General features: G+C 36.7%; 18 protein-coding genes, 6 tRNA genes and 2 riboswitches. Of the genes, 2 read left to right on the top strand and 22 right to left on the bottom strand.

The genetic code is table 11. The annotated features are described in order from the left end of the window. Positions 1 to 143: 143 nt before the first annotated feature. The 9 genes from L6W14_RS01365 to L6W14_RS01325 all read right to left on the bottom strand — a co-directional run bounded on the left by L6W14_RS01365 (position 144) and on the right by L6W14_RS01325 (position 15,596). On the bottom strand, positions 144 to 1,967 hold the full coding sequence (locus L6W14_RS01365; RefSeq protein ID WP_237899126.1) for an APC family permease: 1,824 nt from the start codon (positions 1,965 to 1,967) through the stop codon (positions 144 to 146). A gap of 118 nt (positions 1,968 to 2,085) precedes the next feature. Then, a riboswitch (cyclic di-AMP (ydaO/yuaA leader) is annotated at positions 2,086 to 2,235 on the bottom strand. A gap of 211 nt (positions 2,236 to 2,446) precedes the next feature. Then, complete coding sequence (locus L6W14_RS01360) at positions 2,447 to 2,968, bottom strand: PepSY domain-containing protein (protein ID WP_237899124.1); 522 nt, start codon at positions 2,966 to 2,968, stop codon at positions 2,447 to 2,449. A gap of 90 nt (positions 2,969 to 3,058) precedes the next feature. Beyond that, the gene (locus L6W14_RS01355) at positions 3,059 to 3,730 is read right to left on the bottom strand and encodes a PepSY domain-containing protein (RefSeq protein WP_131522391.1); all 672 of its coding nucleotides are present in this window, start codon (positions 3,728 to 3,730) and stop codon (positions 3,059 to 3,061) included. Then, positions 3,727 to 5,022: a HAMP domain-containing sensor histidine kinase gene (locus L6W14_RS01350; protein ID WP_237899118.1), complete on the bottom strand. Its 1,296-nt coding sequence runs from the start codon at positions 5,020 to 5,022 to the stop codon at positions 3,727 to 3,729. The genes L6W14_RS01355 and L6W14_RS01350 overlap by 4 nt, the downstream gene beginning before the upstream one ends. Then, on the bottom strand, positions 5,012 to 5,707 hold the full coding sequence (locus L6W14_RS01345) for a response regulator transcription factor (protein ID WP_131522389.1): 696 nt from the start codon (positions 5,705 to 5,707) through the stop codon (positions 5,012 to 5,014). Before L6W14_RS01345 ends, L6W14_RS01350 begins: the two co-directional genes overlap by 11 nt. Before the next feature lie 118 nt (positions 5,708 to 5,825). Then, entirely contained in the window at positions 5,826 to 6,110 is a 285-nt protein-coding gene (locus L6W14_RS01340) for a hypothetical protein (protein WP_237899117.1), read from the bottom strand. A gap of 98 nt (positions 6,111 to 6,208) precedes the next feature. Then, positions 6,209 to 10,321 carry an InlB B-repeat-containing protein gene (locus L6W14_RS01335; protein WP_237899116.1) on the bottom strand — a complete coding sequence of 1,371 codons (4,113 nt, stop codon included), beginning with the start codon at positions 10,319 to 10,321 and terminating at the stop codon, positions 6,209 to 6,211. 188 nt (positions 10,322 to 10,509) lie between these two features. After that, positions 10,510 to 13,023, bottom strand: coding sequence for a winged helix-turn-helix domain-containing protein (locus L6W14_RS01330; RefSeq protein ID WP_237899114.1), 2,514 nt, complete (start codon positions 13,021 to 13,023; stop codon positions 10,510 to 10,512). Between the two features lie 29 nt (positions 13,024 to 13,052). After that, positions 13,053 to 15,596 (bottom strand): winged helix-turn-helix domain-containing protein, encoded by a 2,544-nt coding sequence (locus L6W14_RS01325; protein WP_237899112.1) that lies wholly within the window; start codon positions 15,594 to 15,596, stop codon positions 13,053 to 13,055. A gap of 222 nt (positions 15,597 to 15,818) precedes the next feature. Between L6W14_RS01325 and L6W14_RS01320 the strand changes: the two genes are divergently transcribed. Continuing rightward, positions 15,819 to 17,084: an Nramp family divalent metal transporter gene (locus tag L6W14_RS01320; protein WP_131522384.1), complete on the top strand. Its 1,266-nt coding sequence runs from the start codon at positions 15,819 to 15,821 to the stop codon at positions 17,082 to 17,084. Positions 17,085 to 17,131: 47 nt separating this feature from the next. Here L6W14_RS01320 and L6W14_RS01315 read toward each other — a convergent pair whose 3' ends face one another. The 5 genes from L6W14_RS01315 to L6W14_RS01295 form a co-directional block, all read right to left on the bottom strand. Then, positions 17,132 to 17,821, bottom strand: coding sequence for an ABC transporter permease (locus tag L6W14_RS01315; RefSeq protein WP_048391929.1), 690 nt, complete (start codon positions 17,819 to 17,821; stop codon positions 17,132 to 17,134). Next, entirely contained in the window at positions 17,814 to 18,737 is a 924-nt protein-coding gene (locus L6W14_RS01310) for an ABC transporter ATP-binding protein (protein ID WP_237899110.1), read from the bottom strand. The genes L6W14_RS01315 and L6W14_RS01310 overlap by 8 nt, the downstream gene beginning before the upstream one ends. Before the next feature lie 130 nt (positions 18,738 to 18,867). Next, complete coding sequence (locus L6W14_RS01305; protein WP_237899108.1) at positions 18,868 to 19,803, bottom strand: sensor histidine kinase; 936 nt, start codon at positions 19,801 to 19,803, stop codon at positions 18,868 to 18,870. A gap of 6 nt (positions 19,804 to 19,809) precedes the next feature. Continuing rightward, entirely contained in the window at positions 19,810 to 20,502 is a 693-nt protein-coding gene (locus L6W14_RS01300) for a response regulator transcription factor (protein ID WP_131522381.1), read from the bottom strand. A 150-nt stretch (positions 20,503 to 20,652) separates the two neighbouring features. Then, positions 20,653 to 22,116, bottom strand: a complete 1,464-nt coding sequence (locus L6W14_RS01295; RefSeq protein WP_131522380.1) for an amino acid permease — start codon at positions 22,114 to 22,116, stop codon at positions 20,653 to 20,655. A gap of 82 nt (positions 22,117 to 22,198) precedes the next feature. Beyond that, positions 22,199 to 22,375, bottom strand: a riboswitch (Lysine riboswitch). A 178-nt stretch (positions 22,376 to 22,553) separates the two neighbouring features. Here L6W14_RS01295 and L6W14_RS01290 point away from each other — a divergent pair. Next, on the top strand, positions 22,554 to 23,762 hold the full coding sequence (locus L6W14_RS01290; RefSeq protein WP_131522379.1) for a CynX/NimT family MFS transporter: 1,209 nt from the start codon (positions 22,554 to 22,556) through the stop codon (positions 23,760 to 23,762). A gap of 67 nt (positions 23,763 to 23,829) precedes the next feature. On the opposite strand, the gene L6W14_RS01285 is transcribed toward L6W14_RS01290, so the two are convergent. From L6W14_RS01285 to L6W14_RS01250, 8 genes are all read right to left on the bottom strand, one after another. Then, complete coding sequence (locus tag L6W14_RS01285; RefSeq protein ID WP_131522378.1) at positions 23,830 to 24,360, bottom strand: hypothetical protein; 531 nt, start codon at positions 24,358 to 24,360, stop codon at positions 23,830 to 23,832. A gap of 51 nt (positions 24,361 to 24,411) precedes the next feature. Beyond that, on the bottom strand, positions 24,412 to 25,458 hold the full coding sequence (locus tag L6W14_RS01280) for a nitric oxide synthase oxygenase (RefSeq protein WP_131522377.1): 1,047 nt from the start codon (positions 25,456 to 25,458) through the stop codon (positions 24,412 to 24,414). 569 nt (positions 25,459 to 26,027) lie between these two features. Then, positions 26,028 to 26,099 (bottom strand) — tRNA-Glu (locus L6W14_RS01275). A gap of 1 nt (position 26,100) precedes the next feature. Continuing rightward, a tRNA-Asn gene (locus L6W14_RS01270) sits at positions 26,101 to 26,177 on the bottom strand. Between the two features lie 7 nt (positions 26,178 to 26,184). Continuing rightward, positions 26,185 to 26,258 (bottom strand) — tRNA-Ile (locus tag L6W14_RS01265). A gap of 4 nt (positions 26,259 to 26,262) precedes the next feature. After that, a tRNA-Gly gene (locus tag L6W14_RS01260) sits at positions 26,263 to 26,336 on the bottom strand. 5 nt (positions 26,337 to 26,341) lie between these two features. Beyond that, positions 26,342 to 26,417, bottom strand: a tRNA-Phe gene (locus L6W14_RS01255). 6 nt (positions 26,418 to 26,423) lie between these two features. Further along, positions 26,424 to 26,516 (bottom strand) — tRNA-Ser (locus L6W14_RS01250). Positions 26,517 to 26,525: the final 9 nt, after the last annotated feature.

Below are 26,525 nucleotides of genomic sequence, written 5' to 3'. Positions count from 1 at the left end.
TTATTCGGTAAGGGCTACTATCTCTCACCAAAAAAAGTTTGATTTTTCGGAATTTAATGGCATTCTGGAACTTTTTAATTGTAAACGTTCGTGTTTTCAATCAACGTACTGATTATAACAGACTATTTTCTAGCTTGCTAGCATTATTTTGATAAATGGAACGGTACTGTCATAATGACGACATTTCTGTGAAATAACAGTGATGTACGAATGAGAAGACTCGATTGGTTGTGTAGCATATGATGCCACCCTTTTTTCGGTAAGAATTGAGGGATAACAACTGTAACTTTATGACCTGTCTTCGTACATTGATGTTCTACTTTATCAATAAATTTAATTAATGGCTGTGTAATGCTGCGATATGGTGAATAGTAGGTAACTAATCGTACATCAGGTTGCCAGGCGTTCCACTTCTCTTCAAAAGCTTTTGCATCTGCTTGATCGAAAGCTACGTAAAAGGCTATCACTTTATCAACCTTAAGTGATTTGGCATAATGTAGGGAGTTTTCAACCACCTTTGTTATACCAGCTACTGGCACAATGAAAACATTCCCCTCAATAGTAGCCAGTTCCTCATGATTTAATCTTAACTGTTCTCCAACAGCTTGATAATGTTGCTTAATGCGATGGAATACAAAAATAATAATTGGTAAAAAGATAAACACTGGCCATACTTGAGGCATTTTTGTCACAAAAAACATCATTGCCACGATGAAAGAGATAGCAGCCCCAATTGTATTGATTGTAAATCTTGCTACCCAGCCTTTAGGTTTTTCGTGCCACCATTTTCTCATCATTCCCGTTTGCGCTAATGTAAAGGGAATAAATACGCCTACTGCATAGAGCGGAATTAAATGCTCTGTGGCCCCGTCAAAAAGGATAATTAAAAAAATGGCTGCAATACCTAGCATTAAAATACCATTTGAATAGCCAAGACGGTCCCCACGAATTTGGAAAATTCGTGGGATAAAACCATCCTTCGATAAATTCACAGCAAGCAAGGGAAAAGCTGAGTATCCTGTGTTTGCGGCAAGTACTAAAATCATTGCCGTAGTCCCCTGTACAATATAATAAAGGAAATTCCGACCAACACTAGCTTCTGCTAGTTGGGAAACGACTGTTGCTTCTGCTGTTGGTGCAACGCCATAAAAATAAGCTAGACTAACAATCCCGATGAATAAAACGGCTAAAATGGCACCCATTGCTAAAAGCGTTTTAGCAGCATTATTTGGAGCAGGATTTCTAAAATTAGGTATGGCGTTAGAAATAGCCTCTACTCCAGTTAACGCTGAGCTTCCTGAAGCAAATGCCTTTAATAAAATAAATAGGCTAATCCCTGCCACTGGTGTGCCAATCTTTGGATGTAGCTCTGCAGGCACCTGTCCAGTTGCCACATTATAGAGCCCAATCCCGATTAGCAACAGCATAACGCCTACAAATAGATAAACTGGGTACGCCAAGATAGAAGCTGACTCTGTTACACCTCGCAAGTTTAAAATCGTTAAGAAAATCACAAATATAATAGCAATGGGTACATTATAAGCATGAAGACTTGGAAATGCAGATGTAATGGCATCTGTCCCGGCCGACACACTTACTGCTACCGTTAAAATATAATCAACAAGCAAAGAACCCCCTGCAACAAGACCTGCATTCACGCCTAAATTTTCTCGTGATACGACATAGGCGCCTCCCCCATGTGGATAGGCGAAGATAACTTGACGATAGGATAAAATCAGTGCCACGAGTAGAATAACCACTCCAGCGGCAATAGGTAAAGAATACCAAAATGCCATTGTACCTACCGTCATTAGGACAATTAAAATTTGTTCTGGTCCATAGGCTACTGATGACAATGCATCTGACGATAATATGGCCAGTGCCTTTGTTTTACTGAGCTTTTGTTCCCCTAACGCATCGGATCTTAATGGTTTGCCGATTACATAACGTTTGAATGAGGACTTCATTGATAAACACCTTCTAGTTTCATAGAATGTGTTTCGCCTTTCTAAATTACATCAAAAAACGCCTACAAGTCATCACTAAATAAGACTTGTAGACGCTCATCCGTCTGCCAAGCTCCACTTTTCTGCTCTTAACGCTTACGAGGTTAGCTGTCGGATTCGGGCCTGAGTAGCCCTACTCCTCCACAAGGAAGAGATTCACCCCAAGAATGGCTATGCCATCCATCAAAATTGGTTCCCCCGCGTTTAGTTGCTTCAGCGATTTAGAAATTTGAAACTTTTATAATGATGTCATATTACGCCTGCTAATTAAAAAAGTAAAGAAGAAAATTTTTCTCTTTTTTGAGTAAAAGCATAGGCTTTTTTGAACATATAAATAACCGCTTCTTAAAGAAAATTTCCTGAATACCTAGTCAATACCCACAATATAAACAATAAAACTGCCTTAAAGGTATATTTTACCTTTAAGACAGCTCATTAAATTAGTCATCAAAGCCTTGTTCAAAGTCGATAATGTTCCCAGAGACCGCATCCACATCTACTTCGTATTCATATTGACCGTCTTTCAGTTCAATTTCATATACACCATCATCAAGCTTAACTTTTGTCACTTTACCCTTTGCTTTTGTTTGGGCTGTCTTGATAGCCTGCTCTTTTGTAATTATTTTTGTTGTAGCAGTCGTAGCAGGAATATCATCCCATTCATCGTCATCTAGACGTTCCTTTTTCTGCTTGAGTAATTTTCCACTATACGCATCAAATTTTAAATCATATTCTACTGTATCTTTATACACCTCTACTTCATAAATAGAGCTAAACTGATTTTGGTCAAATTCGATATTGGCAACTGTACCATCCACTACCGCTAGAGCTTTCTTCTCAATTTCCTGCATGGATAAGACCTTTTTTTCTTGGGCATTTCCTGATAATAAAGTCGTCGAGCCAATCGCTGCACCCACTCCAAGTGTCATTACTAGTGCGGGAATCATGATCATTTTTTTCATGTTCATCTCTCCTTTGTTTTATCTAAACTTAGCTTACCAAGTGAAGATGATAGAACTATAAGAGGAACATTAGAATTTCATGAGAATGATTTAATGATCGTCATCCCATGTTACAGACAGTACTTTTCCTGAAACAGCATGAATTTGAAATGTAGCTTCGTCCTCCTGCGTTTCAATCTCAACTAAATAATAACCACCCTCTGAGGTTTCTTCAAAATCAACTGAATCCACTTCACCCTTTAATTGCTTAAGAGCTATTTGAATGGCCTGTTGCTCAGTTATAATAGGCTCTTCGATAGGTTGTTCTTGTGGCTCAACCTTTTTCTCAGCCAGTAGTTCGCCAGTATAACCATCAAACGTTAAATCCTTTTGAATTTCCTCATTTTCAACACGTACAGTGTAAATGGAGTCTGTAAGCATAACGCTTTCTACATCTCCATACTCCTTTTTAACCATTTGTCTGATCTGCTTTTCTGTTAATAGTAATTTACTATGTCCTTCTTTCAGGATAAGATCAGTCACCTGTTGTGTCGTAACATCGAGTATAGCTGCATACTTGACATCGTCACGCGTAAAAAGCATTTCAAAGGTATTTCCTTGTTTTTCAACCTGTGTAACATGACCATTGTAGATAGTCTCAATATGCCGAATAGCCTGCGCTTCACTAAGAGGTTGAACGTAAAAATAACGATGTTGAACAAACCAAATTACTCCACTACAAAAAAGGATAATAACAACAATTACTAACATCCACTTTTTCATTGCTGTTCCTCCTTTGGTATACATAAAGTAAAGCTTGAGCCTTCCCCAAGCTTACTTTTCACATCTATCGTTATACCTAATTGTTGTGCCAGTTCATGCGCTATTGCTAGCCCTAGCCCTGAACCTCCTGTTTTACGATTACGATCCTCTGTTACACGATAAAAACGCTCAAACAAATGAGGAATATGCTCGACTGGAATACCCATACCAAAATCTTGGATGGTAATACGTACTTGATTGGTTGTTTCGGTGACTTGAATACGTACTTCATCCTTACTATATTTCCTAGCATTATCCAGCAAAATAAAAAGTAGTTGCTTCAATATTTTTTCATCACTATAAATAAATTTTGGAATCTGCGCATCAATTCTAAATGTTCGATGATAAGCCTGTTCCATTTGTGAAGCTACTTTATTTAAGAAAGGGGCAAGCTCTAGTTGTTCGAAATGAACGTCCAATTGCTCTTTGTTTTTAGCTAGTTCTAGCAATTGCAACACCATTTCATGCATACGAGATGATTCATTGGCAATGGCTTGTAAGGATTCCTGAGCAACCTCCCGATTATCAAAACCCCTTCTTAGGAGGAGTTTTGCATAACTTTCAATGACAGTTATAGGGGTTTTTAACTCATGGGAGGCATTTGATACGAATTCTTGTTGCTTTTGATAATGTTGTTCAAGCTTCTCCATCATCATATTAAAAGTACGGTTAATGTTTGTTAACTCGTCGCCACCTTTTTCTGTAGTATCTATTTTTTCATATTTCCCAGTAGATGCACTTTTGCGCATGGTCTCATTTAAACGTTCTAGCGGTAATAAAATAAGTCGCCCAAGTACCAAGCTCGCTAGGAAAATTGGAATCGTTGCCACGACAGATACAACAACTAAGATGACCTTTAACAAATCTAATGTCCGTTCTACTTCTTCCATAGATTGCTGTAATGTTATATCCACTACCGTTCCGTCGATCCAAATAGCAGGCATAGTGTAGGTAATGGCAGGGACTTCTTGCATTTCAAGGGTAGCTTGAACCTTTGTTTTCAAGCGTTCACCATCATAAATATAAACAGCACCCTCTGTGGGCATATAAGCTCTTAATACTTGCTGTAGGTTGGTTTGTGCATTTAACTGACTCAGTGTAGAGCTTAAATCATTTGCCCGTGACTGGAGCTGATTATATTCCGTATCATAGGCAAATTTCTCATACAACAAATAAATTCCACTATTTGTTGCCACTACAATAACTAGCATAAGCAATGTTGTTAGTAGATGAATTTTTGTTTTAAGTCTCATAACGATGTTCCTTTAGCACATATCCAACACCTCGAATTGTCTGAATAAGAGGTGTTGGATTAGCAGCCTCAAGCTTTTGTCGGACATAACGTATATAAACATCCACAACATTTGTATCCCCATAATAATCATAGCCCCACACAGCCTCTAATATTTGCTCCCTTGTCAGTACTTGTTTAGGATGCTTTAGTAAATAGAACAACAAATCATACTCACGAGGTGTCAGCTGAATTTCCTTATCAAAATATACAACTTCCCTTGTTTGCTCGTTTATCGATAAATGGCCAAATGTAAGTGCAACTTGCTTTGGACTCACCTTCTGCGAAAACCGTAATGCATTGCGAATTCGTGCCAGTAGCTCCTCAATTTCAAAAGGCTTTGTCACGTAATCATTGGCTCCTAAATCCAAGCCCTTTACCTTATCCTCTACTTCACTTTTGGCAGTTAGCATGATAACAGGTGTTTGGGATTCTGTTGCACGAATACGCTTTAGCACATCAATACCACTCATCTCAGGTAGCATGATATCAAGTAAAATTAAATCCCATTGCTGCTCACGGTATTGTAGTAAGCCTTCTGCTCCTGTATGGGCCATCGCTGCCTCATATCCTTCAAATTGAAGCTCCAGTTGTAGCACTCTCGCAATATTTTCTTCATCTTCTATAATTAAAATTCGATGTGTCATGTCGAATCCGTCCTTCGCCTTTTCTTTTCATCGTATACGATACAAGTGGTGAAAGTCTAATTAGAAAATGATGAGAAATACAATACATTTCTTTTTTTGACACAGAGTATGTCTTTAACTAATAAACATTTGGTAAAAAGCTGTATATATCCCTTTTCTGAAAAATCCCTGAGCTTACTTTAGCAACTTTTTTGCCATTTAAACGGCTTGGAAAGGGAAATTCCATATGTGGACCATTGTAATGAATAATGGTCACTGTACCATCAGAGTTATTACGCCAATCATAATTCCTTTCATCTGTTTTGATTGAAAGTTTAATCGATACAAAAGCTAAACTTAAGAATAATATGAAGAAGATAAGACGAGCAATTTTCAATAGAAACACTTCCTTTTCTATTAGCATAATAATTTACATCCTTACGCACTATTGAGTAATGTTAATAATTTGAACAAAAAAATCTCACCAAAAGCTTTATGGATAGCGATTGGTGAGGTTTTTAATTATTGATGCAAAGCTCTATACAAAAATGCTACAAACTCCGCACGTGTTACAGGATCATTTGGTCTAAAGTTGCCATTATTTCCAATTGTGATCCCATTTCCTGCGAGTATAGCTATAAAGTTATGTGCCCAGTGTGTTTTTGGCACATCCTTGAAAGTATCTTTATTCGATGAAGTTAAATTAAAGGCAAGGACTAATACTTTTGCCATCTGGGCACGTGTCATATTAGTAGTTGGCTGGAAATCCCCATCTATGCCTTCAAACAGACCTGCTTGTTGCACCTGATCGATTACCCCAAAATAGAGATGGTTTTTAGGTATATCGTCAAATTCTCGTGCGTCTTTTTTCGGTTCTAGCGCTAACGCTCTTGTTAATATCAGGGCAGCATGCTGGCGCTGAATTGGTGCATTTGGCTTGAAGGTGCCATCTTGATAGCCTGTAATAATGCCCTGCTTTGCCATCTCCTGAATCATCGCCCAGCCCCAATGTCCTTTAGAAATATCTGAGAAGATGATATCTGGCTCTGGTTGGGGTGTTGTCTCTGTTGGTTGTGGATCAATTGGTTCTTCAGGTCTAGGTTCTTGTTTTTCAGGTATGGCTGGCTCTGGTATCGGGGTTGGATTCGGAGATATACTTCCTCCACCACCCGATGAACCGTCTGTTACCCAATGAGCATATAATGTGATATTGGACTTCACTACATCTTTAGAAAAATTCCATGGTATCGTCAGTTCAATATCCTTATACCAGCCTGTAAATAAATAACCTGCCTTTGTTGGATCTACTGGCTTTGTTGCTAAGGTATCTTTAATCACCTTCTGTGATGTTACTGCACTTCCTCCATTTGTTTCGAAATCCACCGTATATTGTGGGATGACCTTTTCCCATTTTGCATATAAAGTTGTATTTTCGGTTACCTTATCCGTTGTAAAATTCCATGGTGTACTGAATACAGCATCTGTATACCAACCTGCAAACTCATATCCAGCTTTTGTTGGGTCTGCTGGCTTTATTGCTAAGGTGTCTTCAGTTACCTTCTGTGATACTACTGTGCTACCTCCATTTGTTTCGAAAACCACCGTATATTGTGTGATGACCTTTTCCCATTTTGCATATAAAGTTGTATTTTCGGTTACCACGTCTATATCAAATTCCCATGGGATACTCAACGTTTTATCTTTATACCACCCTATCAATATATGACCTGCCTTTGTAGTATCTGCTGGCTTAGTCACTTTAGCTTTGTCAGTAACTTTTTGAGACGGAATCGCACTTCCGCCGTTCGTTTCAAAATTCACCGTATACTGTACGACTACCTTTTTCCATTTAGCATATAAGGTTGTATTTTCGGTTACCTTATCCGTTGTAAAATTCCATGGTGTACTGAATACAGCATCTGTATACCAACCTGCAAACTCATATCCAGCTTTTGTTGGGTCTGCTGGCTTTATTGCTAAGGTGTCTTCAGTTACCTTCTGTGATACTACTGTGCTACCTCCATTTGTTTCGAAATCCACCGTATATTGTGTGATGACCTTTTCCCATTTTGCATATAAAGTTGTATTTTCGGTTACCTTATCCGTTGTAAAATTCCATGGTGTACTGAATACAGCATCTGTATACCAACCTGCAAACTCATATCCAGCTTTTGTTGGGTCTGCTGGCTTTATTGCTAAGGTGTCTTCAGTTACCTTCTGTGATACTACTGTGCTACCTCCATTTGTTTCGAAATCCACCGTATATTGTGTGATGACCTTTTCCCATTTTGCATATAAAGTTGTATCCTCCGTCACCCTATCTATCTCAAAATTCCATAGACTATGGAGTTCTGCGTCTTTATACCAATCTACAAATAGATGCCCCGTTTTTGTTGGATTAATTGGTTTAGTAGCCTTCATAGGAGAAGTAAAAGTTTGACTTGGAACTGAACTTCCACCATTTGACTCAAATTTAAGCTCATATTGCTGTACTAAATCCCATTTCGCATATAAGGTTATATTTTCTGTCACTTTATCTATTTCAAATTCCCATAGGGTTGTGAATTTTTTATCCTTATACCAGCCTGCAAATGTATATCCAACTTTTACGGGATTTTCTGGTTTAGTAGCCGTCATATAAGAATTTATAGTTTGGCTAGGTAACGGACTTCCACCATTTGACTCAAATTGAACCACATACTGTTGTTGCACTATATCCCATTTTGCATATAAAGTTGTGTGCTCTGTGACCACATCTGTTGCGAAGTCCCATAGTTTAGTTAAAGCAGGGTTTTTATACCAGCCCGCAAATATTTGTCCTGCTAAGATTGGCGGTTCTGGCTCTTCCAACTTATCTCCATATTCTGCGACAATTATTATAGGGGTAGTACTATTTCCTGCTTCAAATCTGACACCATATACATTTTTCAACCACACAGCATATAAATCTATATCAAACGTTACCCTAAATGTGTCGAAGTTCCATTCTGTAGTACGTTCTTCATTAAACCAGCCAATAAATTTATGTCCTTCTTTTATTGGAATACTCGGTTTGCTGAGTAGCGCTCCTTCTGGTACTTCGACAGTTGTAATGTCTGTATCAGAGTGAAATGTGACAGTATGCGAATTCTTTAACCATTTTGCATACAAGATTTTATTTTCTGTTATCACATCTGTATTAAAATTCCAGGGTTTATTCAATTCTTCATCCTTATACCAACCATCAAATGTAAAACCTGCTTTCACTGGAACATCGGGTTCTACCACCTTTTCCCCAGACAATACTTTCTGTTCTTCTATGGTAGTACCATCACTATTTGTTTCAAATGTAACTGTGTACTGTTGGACATTCCCCTTGGCATAAATTCTCAAGGGTTGTGTTACATTTACATCCCATTTTGTTACCCATGATAAATCTTGGTACCAACCGTCAAAAGTACTACCTTGGCTGTTAAATGCATTTACTCCCAACATTAATGGGCTATTAAATTGAACCCATTGTAACCGATTATATTCAAATGCCCTATCCCCAATGCTCGTTAAACTGTTTGGGAACGATACAGTCGATAATTGATTATCATAAAATGCCAGATTTCCTATACTAAGAAGACTATTAGGAAGTTGTATAGATGTTAGTTGATTTTGACCAAATCCCCAATCACCTATACTTATAACATTATTAGGAACGACTATAGTTTTTAACTTATTACCAAAAAACGCGAGATTCCCTATACTAAGAAGACTAGTTGAAAGTTCTACATTCGTTAAGTAATTAGCTTGGAATGCTCCTATCCCTATACTAGTAACACTATTGGGAATATTTACAGTTGTTAACCTATTACTATCAAATACATAATTTCCTATACTTGTTATACTGTTTGGAAGTTCGACATTAATTAACTGATTATAGCCAAAAGCCTCATCTCCTATGCTTGTTACACTATTTGGAATCTTTATATTTGTTATCCGATTGTTTGTAAAAGCTTGGGCTCCTATTATTGTTACACTATCAGGAATATTTACAGTTGTTAATCGATTTCCAAAGAAAGCCTGATAATCTATAGCCGTAACACCATCAGGGATGTCCACATGTACTAACTGATTACCATAAAATGCTTGAGCTCCTATGGTGGTGAGGTTTTTTGAAATGGTTACGCTTGTTAATTTACTATTTTGGAATGTCCAACGTCCTATATCCTCCACACTATCGGGAATCACAATCGTGCTTAGTTGAGTTTTGGCAAAAGCCCAATCGCCTATCGTTATTACGCTTTCAGGAATCACTATTTCTGTTAGGTTAGATTCATAAAACGCGAGATTTCCTATTATTGTTACGGGTTTCCCTTCAATGGTTTCAGGAACAACCACTGATCCCCCCGCACCTAAATATTTTACAATCGTTACACCTGCGCTATTTGGTTGTATCTCAAATTCGCTTGTATTGGAATTGGTTAAATCACGATCGTTATCTATTTGCTCATGAACATCAACCTCACTCTTATTATCTACTTCATTTCCCCCTGCTTCTTTAGCTTTTTCTTCTATGTCATTTTGTTCATTCGCATAGGTCAGGGATTGTCCCCATTGGAAAAAGAGCAGTAATACAATAAGCATAATGGTAATGTTTTTCTTCATTCATCCTCTCTCCTTCTGTAAATTTTCAGCTTCAAATAGCCCCTTTCCTTTGTTTCCATACATTTATCCTTATAAAGAAAAACACTCTTCTTTATCTTAAAAAAATCAATTTACTTCTACTATTGAGGAATGTTAATTTTTCACTAATTAAAAACAAACCGCTATCAATAAATTGATAGCGGTTTGTTTTATTTGGATTGTTTTAATAACAATGCTTGGGCTCTATTTTTTACTCCTAGCTTATTGTAAATTCCTGAAAGATACACGCGTATGGTCCCTTCAGATAAAAATAGTTGCTCTGCTATTTCCTTATTTGAAGCACCTTCTGAAAGTAGTGAAAATATTTCTTGTTCACGAGTAGAAAGAACTTCTAATACAGGTATTAGTTCTTGAACATAATTCAGTAATCGATAGACATAGCTAATGATTACTTCATCCCAGTCTTCTTTAGCATGCTTCTGGCAAACATCAATATAGTCCCTCATAAGGGGAATAATTTTATTCTCATCTAAAAAAGTTCTTATATAGTTATAAGGTTCAGCTAATTTCAATGCTTGGTGTAACGTTTCTAACGCCTCATCTGCTTGTCCTTGCTCACCCAAACATATGGCTAATAATATTGTGGCTTCTATACGAGTGGATAGCTGTTCTTGTTGTTGTGCCTGCGATTGTACCTGTCTAATCAATTGCTGTGCTGCTAGTGGATGTCCTTTCATGAGTAAATAACGTGCTTCTACTAGCAAATAAAATGGCGTATCCTTATCTACTTTTTCTTTGACCTTAGCTAACTCCTGTTCTGCTTGGACAATATTGTCTTCACGTAAAAATAAAAGTGCCTTCATCACTCTTATACTATTAATCCAATGGCGTTCATTGACAGCTTCAATTGCATGATCCAAAACGCCTTGAGCAACTATATATTGCTCTTCTAACACAGCCATTTTACTTTTAAGAATATACATCGGTACTAACAATCCTGCATCTTGAAATTGATGTCCAGAACGTATAGCTTCCTCTAATTCTATTGATAGCTCAGCAAATTGGTTCCACTCATATAATTTTTCTGCACGCACGCCATAGCTATAGCCCGTCATACTTAAGTTTTTAAATTTCCCTGTTCTAAACTTAGCAAAAAAAGACATAGCCTGTTCATCTGAAAGCAACTTTCCTCGAGATCCAATATTTGTTCTAAACAACATTGGCTCTGTTTGATTATATTGGATAAATATTGCGTCCCATTTGGACCCGACTGGATTTCTCTCCAGTCTTTGTCGAATGTATTCCCCAGCTTGAGAAAGGTCTCCATTTTTCATCACAAAAACATAGGCTTTCACACCTAGAAAATCATCGACAGCGGATGCATACTCACTTTTATTCATCCATTGATTGGACCTATGCTTTTGTTCTAGTTCTAGTATCGTCTGATAAGCATCTTCTAAATTGTGTAATGCTGCAAGTGTATAAGCATACATTACCATCAACTCTGGGTGTACCTCATAGCCATTAGACAAAAATGTATCAATCCATTTTACATAGGATGTGGAATGACCACAGGAAAGGAATGTTACAAGATGCTCCTGAATCCATTGTTCAGCATACATAAATACGTTGCCGCTTAAAGCAAGCTCTATAGCAGATAAAAAATTCCCATTATTATATAAAGCTACAGCTGCCTTTTCATATAAAAAAATAATATCCTGCTGAGTAAAACGATTGCTCAACTCTTGGCGCAATGCTTCTCTAAATAAATTGTGATATCGAAAAACCTGTTCTTTTGCTTCTACTCTGCTAATAAATAAACCTTGTTGATCAAGCTCTAATAAGACTAGGTGAGCATCGGTACGGTTTGTTAGGACATTACACGTATCAGCGGTTAATTGTTCTAAAAGTGAAGTATAAAGAAGAAAGATTTGTAGGGGTGGTGCTAGTTTGGAAAAAACCTCACTCATTAAATATTGGAACACATATAAATTACTTTCTCTAAACTCTTTGTCTACATTGTGGAAACCTGCTAAATTAGTCAATTGCAACCCTGTTGGCCAGCCCTCTGTTATCTCAAAAACCTTTTGAAGTACCTTTACATCCAGCTTTTTATTTAAATTTTTATAAAATTCTTTTGTCTCTTCATACGTAAAAAGTAGATGCTCTAAACCAATTTCAAGCAAGCAATGGTTTAATCTCCACCTTGCAATCGGTAATGAAATAGATGATCTACTAGTCAAATAAATAAAGCAATGTTCAGGTAAGAAATCAATTAGTCGAATCATCGCTTGATGGATAGTAACATTATGAATATGATGATAATCATCAATCATTATATGAATCTTTTTAGTAGATAGCGATAATTCATTTAAAAGAGAGTCCACTAAAAATTCTAATGGTAACTGTGGTTGAGCATGGAGTATAGAATTAATCCGAGAGGCAGCTTCTGGCTGTAAGGAGTGACCAATAGCATGAATTAAATACTTCCAATAGCGGTTTAGATCATTGTCTGTTTGGTCCACCGTATACCATGCAACTGCCGTCTCAAGTTGCTGAAACCAACTACTTAGAAAAGTGGTTTTACCATACCCTGCTGGTGCTTGTACTACTATAAGTTTTGCTGTTGACTGATGTAGAATAGCATTTAATCGTTCTCTTTCTATAATTTGCTTGCCCGTTTGAGGGACTGTTGTTTTTGAGGCTACTAAAATATTTGGCATCATGTAAACCTCCTTTCTCTTTAACAACTTTAAAAGCCTAGCCATTCTTTTGCCCATAATATGGCCTTCGTGCGAGATTTCACACCTAGTTTACTGTAAATTCCTGTTAAATATATACGAATAGTTCCCTCTGTCAACTGCAATTGTTGTGCAATCTCCTTATTAGAAGCACCTTCTGCAAGTAATTGTAGAACATCTTTTTCTCTTGCAGTAAAGTTAGCGAAAAACTCATCTTCTTTGCTGTCATTCTGTAATAGTTTATTTACATAGGCTAACGGCACTGACATAAATGTATCTCCCTTACTATGCTGACGTAGACGCCAGTATTTATTAAGTAATGGCCAGATAGAATCCTCTTCTATAAATGTACGGTAATACCCATATGACAGTCCATGTTCAAGAGCATCGTGTAATACTATTAAAGCCCAATCCTCTTTACCAAGTGAAAAATGACAAATGGCTTCTAGCAGACCCGCTTCAATAAGCGTAACGATTTGCTTTTCCTGAATTGCTCCTTCTTTTAAACGAATAGCAATTTGCAATGCTTCCTCCAGTTGGTTTTTAGCATACAGAATTTTACCCTCAACTAATAAATAAAAGGGATTTTTTGATGCAATTCTATAATTGATAAAATCCGTCACTCTAAAAAATTCCTGTTGCGCATATGAAATATTTCCTTCCAATAAATAAGATTGTGCTTTCATAATATAGAGCATTCCGATCCAATAAGGTTTATCGGTTTCCTTCATAGCTTCAATCAATAACAGATGTGCTTCTTCGAATTGTTTTTTAGTCATATAAATACGTGCCTTTAATAAGTACATTGGTATAAATAATCCTGGATCTTGAAAATGCAAACCATATTGTAAACCGATTTCTAACTCTTTACTTGCCCTATCTAAATCATTTATTTCATACAAAATTTCAGCTAGTAATCCATAGGTAACGCCTGTAATATTTCGCTCCCTTATTTCACTTTCATTCAACACGCTAATCAGTTCATCCATTTTTTCTACTGGTAAGAATTTTCCTTTTGCACCTATAAAAGTACGTAAAATTCTAGGTTCAAATTGATTATATTTTAATGAAATATCATATAAAGATGACTTATTCTTTCTTACATTTACACGTGTTTGTAAGCCTACTTTTGCCCTTTCAATATCCCCATCTTCCATATAACCAATATAAGCATTCAAAATTTCAAAGATTTTTGAGACAGCAATAAATTGAAAACCATCCATCCATTTCAATTTATTTTGTTTTAAAAGTAGTTCCTCTATGATTTTATTCGCCTGATCAATTTCATGGGTTGAAAACAGAGTAGTAATATATAAGACAAGCATATTAATATCTACTGGAAACTGCGCATTCCTTAATTTCTGTATCCACTGCCCGAATAATAGAGTATGTCCCTCGGCAAATATTTCGACTAAATATTTTTGAATCCATTCATGTGCAAGCTTGTATAATTCGCCATTTAAAGCAAGCTCAATTGCCGCTACATAGTCTTCTCCTTGGCATAAATTAGTGGCTGCTTCGTAATAAATAGAGGTAATCATTTCATAGGAATATTGCCTTTGAAATTCTACCTGTAGGGCATGCCTAAATAAAGTTTGGTAACGATAAACGGGTGGATGAGCTTGTACTTGTTCGATAAACAAACAATTTTTCTCCAGCTCTGAGAATGTAGTTAAACTATCTAATCCGTTCGTGATGGATGCACAAACACTCGGATCTAAGTAGTTTAAAATGGAAGTTCTTAGTAGAAAATCTTGCAATTCTTGAGGTAATATTAAAAGAATTTCTTGCATGAAGTACTCATGTATATATGAACTAGCTTTGCCTAAAATTTCTTCACTACTAAGATTACCTATCATTCCACCTGTTGATAGCTTTATCAGTTGGATACCTGCTATCCAGCCCCCTGTAGTCTTTAATAAAGGCTTCAGCGCATCCTTCTGTTCATCATTAGTAACAGAATTAAAGAAAGATTGTAGCTCTTCTAAATCAAAACATAATTGACCCGTCCCGATTTCTAGTATCCAACCTTTTACACGCCATTTTGCTAGTGAAAGTTCTAAATTAGTTCGTGTGGTTATATAGATCCGTGCATTGGCTGGTAAATATTCAATAAGTCGATTGATAATTTGATGAATTTGAGGGTTGTGGATTTCTTGAAAATTATCAAAAACAATATGAATATTTTCTTTATATGTATTCAAATCGTTTAACACTGTATCTATAATTATTTCAAAAGGTGGTGTTTCATCTAATATATTGTTTAACTTTTGTTCTACATTCAATATGCTAAAAGATAATGTATGTATTAAGTACTTTAAAAATTTCACAGGATCATTGTCATTCTGATCGATAGTAAACCATGCTACCGATTCATCAATATGCTTCAACCACAGACTTAAAAGAGTCGTCTTTCCGTATCCTGCGGCTGACCGTATAATGGTTAGTTTCTTCATTCGATTGTTAGATAAAATAGAAAATAATTTCTTCCTCTCTAATACATTTGGCACTGTACGTGGAATTGTTACTTTTGATTTTACCCATACCATATCCATCACCCTGTCTCCCTTCTTCATTTCATTAGTTCTATAAATTTCGAATTTTTCCTGCAATTTAATTTTTCTACTCATTCACTTCATCCAAAAGAGCATACTTATTTTAGAAGGATAAAGCAAACTACTTCACTTTTTTTATTCCTAGCGTTAGAATACTAATATCTTATTTTCCTATAGGAAACTTTATTTCACTAATGATACTTTTTGAAACGAGGGAACAATATGGTTTACAAACGAGTCACAAAATCGTCTGCAGAGGCGGTTTTAGATGGAGATATAAAAGGTTGGCGAAGATTTTTGCCATTTTTAGGACCTGCTTTCATTGCAGCAGTCGCCTATATTGATCCTGGCAATTTTGCTACAAATATTACAGCAGGCTCTCAATACGGCTACCTGCTACTTTGGGTTATAGCCTTTTCTAATTTAATGGCCGTGTTAATTCAGTCCCTGTCTGCCAAACTTGGGATTGCCACAGGAAAAAATTTACCTGAAGTCGCACGCGAGCATTTTTCTAAAAAAACATCTATCTTTTTATGGATACAGGCGGAATTGGTCATCATTGCCACAGACCTCGCGGAATTTATCGGAGCAGCACTAGGGCTTTATTTACTTTTTAATATCCCAATGCTTCCCGCCGCATTGATTACAGCAGTGGGTTCATTCGCTATTTTAGAGTTGCAAAGAAGAGGATTTAGAGCCTTTGAAGCAGGTATTTCTGGCATGGTTTTAATTGTTGTATTGGCGTTTGCCTTCCAAACATTTTTAGCGCAGCCAGCATGGGGTGATGTAGCGATTGGCATGTTCACGCCACACTTTGAAGGTGTAGATTCACTATTATTAGCAACAGGTATTTTAGGTGCAACCGTTATGCCTCATGCTATTTACTTACATTCCTCTTTAACACAAAGCCGTATTATTGGTCGTAATGAAGAAGAAAAAAGACGCATTTTTCGATTTGAATTTATCGATATTATCATCGCTATGATTATTGCTGGTGCCATCAATATGAGCATGCTCATAATTGCCGCAGCAGTATTCCATACCCAAGGCGTTGTAGTTGAAGATTTAGATGTTGCCTACAATGGCTTAAAAGAGGCGCTCGGCCCAATGGCTGCCATTTCCTTTGGTCTTGGTTTACTTATTGCAGGGCTTGCTAGCTCCTCTGTAGGGACTTTAGCAGGTGATGTTGTCATGCAGGGCTTCATTCAAAGAAAAATACCTCTTTATTTACGTAGAGCGATTACCATGGTGCCACCACTTGCAATCATTGCCTCTGGTGTGAATGCTACCTATGCTCTCGTTCTTAGTCAGGTTGTTTTATCATTTGGTATTGCCTTTGCACTTGTCCCTCTGGTTATGTTTACAAGTAAACGAGACATCATGGGAAGCTTAGTTAATCACCGTATTACAACTGTTTTAGGTTGGTTTGTCGTAGTCATTGTTGTTACGTTAAATATTTACTTACTGTGGGAAACAATTTTTGGATAACAAAAAGCCAGGTACTCTATAGTAATGAGCACCTGGTATCTTTTTGATTAAACGTCCACCTTTTCGATATTTCTAATGGCTAAATAAGCAATACCAAGACCCACGATTGCTAAAGTAATTGGAATAATAATAATATCGTTTAAAGTAAAGTTACCTGAATTTGATGAAGTTACAGACACAATTATAATAGATGAAATGATAGTTGTCGGTATAGAGTATTTTCTCATCCCGAAATACAATGGGATTAAAGCTATACCTGAGGCAGCAATCGCATTCATCAATACAGAAGGTATTTGCTGGATAATTAAAGAACTTGATAGTACATCAGGAATTAATTCATATCGATCGCTTATGATACAAAAAATGGTTGTAATAAGAGCATTGGAGATAATGATCATACTGAAAGTAAATAGCATGACAATAGCAAGCTTTGCGACCATTAATTTCTTTCTACTTATAGGATACATAAAGGCTAATGTAATGGTTTTAAATTTATATTCTCCGATGATTAACTTAGCTATTAACGTAGAAGCAAAAATCATAAAAACTGCTCTTACAAATGAATCAATAACACTGAATGCAACCTCATAATTTTCAAGCCCTGGGTCTCCTTCAACTTTAGAAATAAATAAAATCATAAACAAGAAACCAAGAATAACAAAATTAGCGATAATGGCTCCTTTAACATATGAACCTAAATGAAATTTTTTCATTTCTAAACGCATTAAATTAAGCATGGACAACACCTCCATTGATTAGCTTTAAGAAATAATCCTCTAATGAACTTGTTTTTTTACTAATCTCTTCAATCTCAACGTTATGTTCAATTAATGCTCTAGATAGGCTTTTTTGGGATACAGTTGAGTCGTATATACGTATCGTTTTATCATCCATTAGCTTAAAATTAGTAATGTTCAATTCGCTTTCAATAATAAACGCTGCCTTTTTCCCATCACTTACAATCACTTCGGTATAATTGACCTGATCACGATTAATAGTATCCATTGCTACCTCCGTGATGAGCCTTCCATTCTTAATAACACCTATTGTATCGACCAATTGTTCTATTTCAGCCAGAATATGACTAGAGATAATAATGGTTATACCGTACTCTTTACAAAGCATCTTGAAAAGCTCTCTTAACTCCTTTATCCCTACTGGGTCTAATCCATTAATTGGTTCGTCTAATATAAGTAACTCTGGCTTTGTAATAATGGCCCTTGCGATACCTAATCTCTGCTTCATTCCCAGAGAAAAATCTTTAACCTGCTTATTCTCTGTATTCGATAACTTTACTAAATTAAGAACATGTGCAATTTCTTTCTTATCATAATAACCCATGTATTCACAATGTAATTCCAGGGTCTCACTAGCCGTTAATTTTTCATAAAAAATAGGATATTCAATAATTGTCCCCATTCTTTTTAGTATTTCATAGGATTTATCCGTCAATTTCGTCCCCAAAATTTCTACATCCCCACTTGTAGGCTTCGTAAGATTAGTTAGCATCTTCATAACAGTCGTTTTACCCGCACCATTTGGACCTAAAAATCCATAAATTTCTCCCTTCTTAACGTTCATATTGACAGCAGAAACAACTTCCTTTCCATCGTACACTTTCGTAAGCTGATTTGTTTTTACAATGTATGTCATGTAATTCTCTCCCTCAATTGTGACTAGCTTCATTATAAAAAATGAAACTCTCTATTTTATTACTGCATTCTTACATATTTCTTAAGTAAAAAAGCCTGCAAAGCATTAAAGCTCTACAAGCATAATCGATTTAATACATCATTCGCTTTAACGAAATCGTAAAAATAGTTCTTTCATAGGGAATACTCGATAAACGGATGGAGCCATTCATTATTTCTACTAGTCTCTTTGTAATCGTTAGTCCCAAACCGCTACCTTGGAAAGATTTATTTCGAGAATCCTCAAGCGTATACATTCTTTCAAAAACGCGATCGATATGATATTCATCAATGCCCCTGCCACAATCCCACACATCAATATCAATATTGACTTCGTCATTTCTTATGGTAATTCCAATTACATTGCCATCTGCTCCATATGCAATAGCATTAGACAGTAGATTGTTTAACACTCTATTTAATGCTTCTTCATTACCAAGTGCATATATGGAGCTTTCTGGGATATCAATTTTAATATCTAATCCCAGTGAAGTAACCAAATCGTAAAAAGACAAAACATTTTTTCGGCATATTTCACTGACATTGATTTTAGTGATTGGATAATCTGTGTCCCCAGCCTCTAATTTTGCCAAGTCAAAAAATGTATGAATAATTTTTAATACTTCTAATGTTTTAGCATGTACACCCTTAAGTAAACGTTGCTGTTCCTCGTCACTAATCCCATTTTGAAGTTGAAGCATTTCAATATAGCCAAGTACAACGGTTAAAGGCGTTTTAAGATCATGTGAAATATAGGCCAACATCTTTTTCATGGAATTTTCCATTTTACGATGCGTAGCCTGAATTTTTTGATGTTGATCTAGCAAAGTATTCAGTGTAATAAGTAACTGTTGAATTTCTGAATTTGTAGTTGTTACTAGAATCTTTTCATACGTCTGTTCATTCACAATTACGTGTAGTTTTCGATGAATATATTGGATAGCACGTTCTTGTTCCTTCTTGATTTTCCATTGAAAAATAAGAATGCCGATTAGCAATACAATGATTAATAATAATAGAAATATCATATAGTTTTACCCTTCAAATTTATAGCCGATTCCCCATAGGGTTTTAATATATTGAGGATGTGACGGATCATCTTCTATTTTTTCACGTAGTCTTCTGATATGTACATTTATAATATTTTCATCTCCGTAATAGGCATCTTTCCATATCGTCTGATAAATTTGCTCTTTGGTAAAAACTCTGTGGCGATTTGTCACAAACAATTTTAAAATGGAAAATTCCTTTGATGTCAGCTTTATCTCTTGTCCGCTCTTTGTTATTGAAAAATTAACGATATCTATCTTTAAATTATCAATTTCTAGGACTTCTTGCTTTTGTTCAGCTTGACTAGAGTATTTCGTAGCTCTTCTGATAACAGCCTTTACACGTGCTGAAAATTCCAGCATAGAAAAGGGTTTAGCAATATAATCATCTGCCCCTAATCCTAAGCCCAATGCTTTATCAACATCACTGTCTTTTGCAGACATAATAATGATAGGAAGTGCTGCCTGCTCTCTAATAATCTTTAATACTTCCAATCCATTTAATTTAGGAATCATAATATCTAAGATGACTAAGTCAAAGGTTTTTTGCAAACAATTTTGTAATGCCTCTTCGCCATTAGTCACTGTTGTGACATGGAAACCTTCCATCGTTAAGTAATTAGAAACCATTTCACGAATGGCTTCATCGTCTTCTACAAGTAAAATATGCTTTTGCACTATGATGCACCTCTCCTATCAAAACCCAATTTCCATATGTATATTACATTACCATATTTATGATGTTTGATTAGTGATTTGTTTATGAGTGTTGAAAAAAGAGCTGCTCCATAAACCATCACTCTTTGGTTTATAGAACAGCTCTATTATCTAATCTTCAACTTTTAAATCACAATCTTTAAGTGGAAGCATTTTTGTTTTGTGCTTTATTTTATAGCCAAACCATAATGCTAAAAATAATGGAATCCCAATATACGAAACAAGGATACCGTACCAATCAATCTTATCGCCTGTAAAGGCTGTGTAATTTTGTCCAATGACTACAATCATACAAACTGTAAAAGCAAATAATGGTCCAAACGGAAATAATTTGGCTTTATAAGGTAATAACTTTGGATCTAAGCCCTGTGCATCAAACGCTCGGCGGAAACGATAATGACTAAACGCAATACCTAGCCATGCAATAAACCCAGACATTCCAGAAGCATTTAATAACCAGATATAAACCACTCCATCGCCAAAGAAGGATGCCAAAAATGCTAAACAGCCTACAGCTAATGTTGCCATAAGTGCATAAATCGGAATACCTCTACGACTTAGCTTTGCAAAAAATTTAGGTGCATGTCCATCCATAGCTAATTGCCATAACATACGAGAAGATGCATATAGTCCTGAATTTCCTGCTGAAAGCATAGCCGTTAAAATAATGGCATTCATTAATGAAGCAGCAAAGGCGATACCTAGGCGGTCAAACACTAGTGTAAACGGTGATACTGCGATATCTTCTGATAATAAACGTTCGTCTGTAAATGGAATTAACATCCCAATTGCACCAATCGCTAAAATATAAAACAAAAGAATACGCCAAAATACAGATTTAACAGCCTTCGGAATATTTTTACCAGGATCATCTGTTTCACCAGCTGTAATTCCTAGTAATTCTGTCCCTTGGAATGAAAATCCTGCAGCTAGGAAAATACCAAATGTAGCAAGGAAGCCACCATGGAATGGCCCATCACTAACAAAGAAATTAGTGAAACCTACAGGAGCCTGCCCACCTAAAATACCAAAAATCATTAGTAAGCTAATGATAATAAAAACAATAACCGTTGCTACTTTAATCATGGCAAACCAATATTCACTTTCACCATAACTTTTTACGGATAGTAAATTAAACGTCAGTACAACAGCAATAAATAATACTGTCCAAAGTGCTGATGAACTATCTGGGAACCAATATTTCATAATTAATGACACAGCAGCAATTTCGGCAGCAATGGTGATTGCCCAGTTATACCAATAGTTCCAGCCTAATGCAAAGCCCAAAGCAGGATCTACAAATTTCGTTGCATACGTACTAAATGAACCTGATGATGGCATATAGGCAGCCATTTCCCCTAAACTTGTCATTAAAAAATACACCATAATACCAATTAAAGCATAGGCAAGCAATGCTCCTCCAGGTCCTGCCTGAGCAATTGCTCCTCCACTGGCTAAAAATAGCCCCGTACCAATTGTACCGCCTAAAGAAATCATTGTAATATGACGGCTTTTTAATTCTTTTTTCAGCTTCGGTGCTTTATGTCCGAGCTGATTTACTTTTATTTCACTCACGATATAGCTTCCTTCCTATTTATGAGGCAAAAAAATGCCATCACATATACACTGTGATGGCTACATTAATCCTCAGTTTTTCCTACATGATAGCTCAACACGTTGTGCAAACGTGACAGTTCTGTTCCTTTCGGAGACAGCCCCAGCATGAGGTTTTCAAGTCCCCTCACACTTCGGCAATATTTCCTTTCAACTAATTTCATCAATGCTTGTCATTTCAATTAGCATACTTATAAATATCGCGACCTCTACCTCAATACAAACATGAGGCATATAATTATTAAATTTATGATGTTTATTATACTAACATAAGACCATAGACATTTCAATACAACCATAAATGTTCTGTATTTTATGAATCTTCTACTATTTTTAATAGTGTGATAAAGTGTTATAGTAGTTCAATTAGAATGATTATTATTAGGGGGGATTTTATTTTGACTACAAATGATCATTCCACTAGTTTTCCAAGTAAAAAAATTAGCTGGAAAGGAACAACCTTACTTTTAGTCTTTGGAGTTATCTTTATAGCCTCTACATTACGAATGCCACTAACTGTTGTTGGCCCAATTATATCCTTTATCCGTGAAGATCTTGGAATATCTAATGTATTGGCAGGCTTTCTAACAACGATACCATTGCTGGCTTTTGCTGTTATATCTCCATTTGCACCAGTTGTAGCACGCAAACTAGGGCTTGAGCTAACATTATTTTTATCAACTTTTCTCTTGGCCTTAGGAATTGTCCTACGTTCACTTGGTACTACAGAATTACTTCTATTGGGTACTGTGTTAATTGGCGTAGCCATTTCTTTTGGAAATGTACTAATTCCAGGATTATTGAAATTGAAATTTCCCTATCATGTGGGTTTATTAATGGCCTTTTTCACCATGTCCATGAATTTTACTGCAGGCCTTGGTGCTGGTATTAGCTATCCGATAGCTAATTCATGGTTAGGCTGGCAAGGTGCACTTTCCATTGCACTCATACTCGTTCTCATTACAATCTTAATTTGGATACCTCAACTAAAGTCAAATAAACCGGAACCAGTTACTACATCTAAAAAGACCAGTACACCTTTATGGAAATCACCTGTTACTTGGGCTGTCACAGGGGCAATGGGTTTACAATCTTTATTATTCTACACAACAGCAGCTTGGATACCTGAGATCTATATTGCTCAAGGTTTAGCCCCTGATAAAGCTGGCTGGATGTTTTCAATCATGCAATTCTCACAAGTACCAATGGCCTTAGCAGTGCCTATTATTGCCGGTAAAATGACTTCTCAACGCCCACTTGTATTGATGTTTACATCCTTCTATTTAGTAGGCTTTGTTGGGGTTGTCATGGAATGGACAAGTCTTGGGGTACTGTGGATGGTTCTTCTAGGGTTAGCAGGTGGTTCTTCATTTGCCCTAGCAATGATGTTCTTCACTCTCCGTACTCGTACTGCATTTGAAGCAGCAGATTTATCAGGCTTTGCACAATCTTTGGGTTATTTATTTGCCGCAATTGGTCCTATTCTTTTTGGCTACTTGCATGATTTATTTGGCGGCTGGAATATTGCGGGATGGCTCTTTGTCGTTGTAGCAATGTTACTCTTCTTTTGCTCAATGAGAGCCTCTAAGGATGAATATGTGCATTAAAATTAAATAAAGCAGGTGGATTAGATTCCTCCATCTGCTCTATTTCTATATAGTGTTTACACATTACTTAATTGTCGGGTTGCTGGAGTAATGTTAGCAATTCAGCAAGGCATTCTGATGCTTCATTATTACGAGCTGTTATAGTAGAAAAAATAGGAACAGCCTCTTGTAAAAGCCTATAACTATAATAGTAATAGCCTACAAAAGCTTGCTCCTCATAGCCCTTTGGCGTTTCTTTCTCCCACTCCTGTTCATCATTATCCTCATTTTCTATCCACAAATAGTTGACGTCTAATAGCTCCTGCATATTTTTAACAGTATTGACTGGCTCGAGATAATCCTTGGTAATAGCATGTGCCACAGCTAAATATAACTGTACCTCTTGTAATGAGACAACCTCTAATTTTTTACTAGTAAGCTTTTTTAGCAGGACAAGCAAAACCCATGGTGTCACCTGCCACAGTGTACCTTGATGTTCAATTAATTCAGCTAGTTGTGTGTATTGCTCCTGTTCTATCAGCTTAGGAATGGCTGTACCTCTACCATAAGGTGTCGTCAATTGTCTCCATGGGATATTGGGAATTTGCTGATTTAACATAGTAAGCGCCCTCTCTCATCAAAAGTATTGAAAGTAAACAATTCCTTTACACTAATAGCATGGTTTTTGATAAAAATAATTTGGTGTATGATAAATATTTACATAGGGTTTATGGAATATATGCGTTGTGGCAGGGGAAAGTGGTGGGATTAACCATGTCCAGTTGCCTGTCACTTCTCTTCCTGTTGATTTTTCTGCCTCCTCAAACAATTTAAACTGCTGAGCTGCTGTATGATGATCAACAATGCTCACACCATCTTCTTTAAATGAGTGAAGAACAGCAATATTAAGTTCTACTAAAGCACGATCACGCCAAAGAGACGCATGTTTGGTTGTATCAAGATTAAAAATGTCTGCAATGGCAGGTAACATATTATAACGATCATGATCTGCTAAATTTCGTGCACCAATCTCTGTTCCCATATACCAGCCGTTAAATGGAGCTGCTTGAAAATCAATTCCAGCCATTTGAAAACGCATACTCGAAATAATGGGTACAGCATACCACTTCATTCCTAATTTCTCCACATCGATTGACTCTGGATGGCGGATTGAGACCTCTACTATATTTTCTTCAGGAATTACAAACATTTGAGGAGCACGATTATCCACCTGTATAACGAGTGGTAGTACATCAAAATCAGTTCCTTTACCTCTCCATCCTAACGACTCACACACTTTTGTAAATTTAATGGACTGTGAATCTCCAATAATGCCTGCATCTGTTTCATAGCCTGCATAACGAATTAGTTGATGATTCCAAATCCGTACTCTATCTGAAGCAAACACTGTTATAGTTGGACGAATTTTCCCATGATTTGTCGCATAATCAATATGTTCTAGTAATTTTTGAAAAATAGCCTTTTCATCTAAAACATCACGTGCATCTACCACATGCAGTGACTGCCAAAACAGACGTCCAATACACTTATTGCTATTTCGCCATGCCACCCGTGCACCAAAAACTAGCTCCTCTGTTGTTGGATGATATTCACCTGCATCCTTAACTGCCTGTAATCTATTCTTTAACCAAAGTTCTGATTCATTTTGTTCTGTCTGATATAGATTTAAAAATTGCTGTATCTCCTGTATATTCATATCGATTCCTCCACTTATCCTCATATTAGAGGAACAAAACAACAAGCACCATGAAAATAGTAATCGAAAAAACATACATATTTTATATATGAAATAGTTTGTTCAAATTTACTCTATAGACTCTTTTTCGTAAGAGAATGTAAGGGAGAAAGATTTTAATTATTATAAAAAGGCTACAGTAGTCATGTAGCCTTTTTCAGGGGATTGCAGAACAAAGAAATCAATAGAATTTTTATAAATGATGGAAAGACTAATCGCTCTGAGCTACTTACTTGCTGCTAGTACTTCGCTTTCGCATAGAGCAGAACCAGTTTCACTAATTCTCTGGGCAGGATTGCGCCTGTATCGCTATACTAGAGAAGTCAAGCGCCTTCACAAAAATGTTGACCATGAAGTGTACGTGGTAAGTAAAGCGGTTTATTGGAAGCCCATAGAAAGATGCTAGGGGAATGAAATTTAGTCCTTCACCTTGCCAATAGGTCTTTTTCTGCTATTGCATTATCTTTTATCGATTAACAAAAAGGAGAATAGAAAAAAGCATGTAACACACATCTGTGCTACATGCTTGATGACCCGTACGGGATTCGAACCCGTGTTACCGCCGTGAAAGGGCGGTGTCTTAACCACTTGACCAACGGGCCGTGGCTCCGAAGGCAGGACTCGAACCTGCGACAACCTGATTAACAGTCAGGTGCTACTACCAACTGAGCTACTTCGGAATAATGATGGGCCTAAATGGACTCGAACCATCGACCTCACGCTTATCAGGCGTGCGCTCTAACCAGCTGAGCTATAGGCCCATTTTGGAGCGGGTGATGAGAATCGAACTCACGACATCAGCTTGGAAGGCTGAGGTTTTACCATTAAACTACACCCGCAATAATGGTGGGTCAGGACGGAATCGAACCGCCGACACTTAGAGCTTCAATCTAATGCTCTACCAACTGAGCTACTGACCCGAAAAATGGAGGAGGTAGAGGGATTCGAACCCCCGCGCGGTGTTACCCGCCTGTCGGTTTTCAAGACCGATCCCTTCAGCCAGACTTGGGTATACCTCCAAAAATATT

Origin of the sequence: Lysinibacillus sp. ACHW1.5, assembly GCF_022014815.1 — a bacterium.
GTDB classification, from domain to species: Bacteria; Bacillota; Bacilli; order Bacillales_A; family Planococcaceae; genus Lysinibacillus; species Lysinibacillus capsici.
This window is presented reverse-complemented; position numbering and strand designations above follow the sequence as displayed.

Excerpts from the sequence above, each read along its gene's own strand:
- L6W14_RS01365 (WP_237899126.1), bottom strand. The coding sequence starts at position 1,967 with ATGAAGTCCTCATTCAAACGTTATGTAATCGGCAAACCATTAAGATCC.
- L6W14_RS01360 (WP_237899124.1), bottom strand. The coding sequence starts at position 2,968 with ATGAAAAAAATGATCATGATTCCCGCACTAGTAATGACACTTGGAGTG.
- L6W14_RS01355 (WP_131522391.1), bottom strand. The coding sequence starts at position 3,730 with ATGAAAAAGTGGATGTTAGTAATTGTTGTTATTATCCTTTTTTGTAGT.
- L6W14_RS01350 (WP_237899118.1), bottom strand. The coding sequence starts at position 5,022 with ATGAGACTTAAAACAAAAATTCATCTACTAACAACATTGCTTATGCTA.
- L6W14_RS01345 (WP_131522389.1), bottom strand. The coding sequence starts at position 5,707 with ATGACACATCGAATTTTAATTATAGAAGATGAAGAAAATATTGCGAGA.
- L6W14_RS01340 (WP_237899117.1), bottom strand. The coding sequence starts at position 6,110 with ATGCTAATAGAAAAGGAAGTGTTTCTATTGAAAATTGCTCGTCTTATC.
- L6W14_RS01335 (WP_237899116.1), bottom strand. The coding sequence starts at position 10,321 with ATGAAGAAAAACATTACCATTATGCTTATTGTATTACTGCTCTTTTTC.
- L6W14_RS01330 (WP_237899114.1), bottom strand. The coding sequence starts at position 13,023 with ATGCCAAATATTTTAGTAGCCTCAAAAACAACAGTCCCTCAAACGGGC.
- L6W14_RS01325 (WP_237899112.1), bottom strand. The coding sequence starts at position 15,596 with ATGGATATGGTATGGGTAAAATCAAAAGTAACAATTCCACGTACAGTG.
- L6W14_RS01320 (WP_131522384.1), top strand. The coding sequence starts at position 15,819 with ATGGTTTACAAACGAGTCACAAAATCGTCTGCAGAGGCGGTTTTAGAT.
- L6W14_RS01315 (WP_048391929.1), bottom strand. The coding sequence starts at position 17,821 with ATGCTTAATTTAATGCGTTTAGAAATGAAAAAATTTCATTTAGGTTCA.
- L6W14_RS01310 (WP_237899110.1), bottom strand. The coding sequence starts at position 18,737 with ATGACATACATTGTAAAAACAAATCAGCTTACGAAAGTGTACGATGGA.
- L6W14_RS01305 (WP_237899108.1), bottom strand. The coding sequence starts at position 19,803 with ATGATATTTCTATTATTATTAATCATTGTATTGCTAATCGGCATTCTT.
- L6W14_RS01285 (WP_131522378.1), bottom strand. The coding sequence starts at position 24,360 with ATGTTAAATCAGCAAATTCCCAATATCCCATGGAGACAATTGACGACA.
- L6W14_RS01280 (WP_131522377.1), bottom strand. The coding sequence starts at position 25,458 with ATGAATATACAGGAGATACAGCAATTTTTAAATCTATATCAGACAGAA.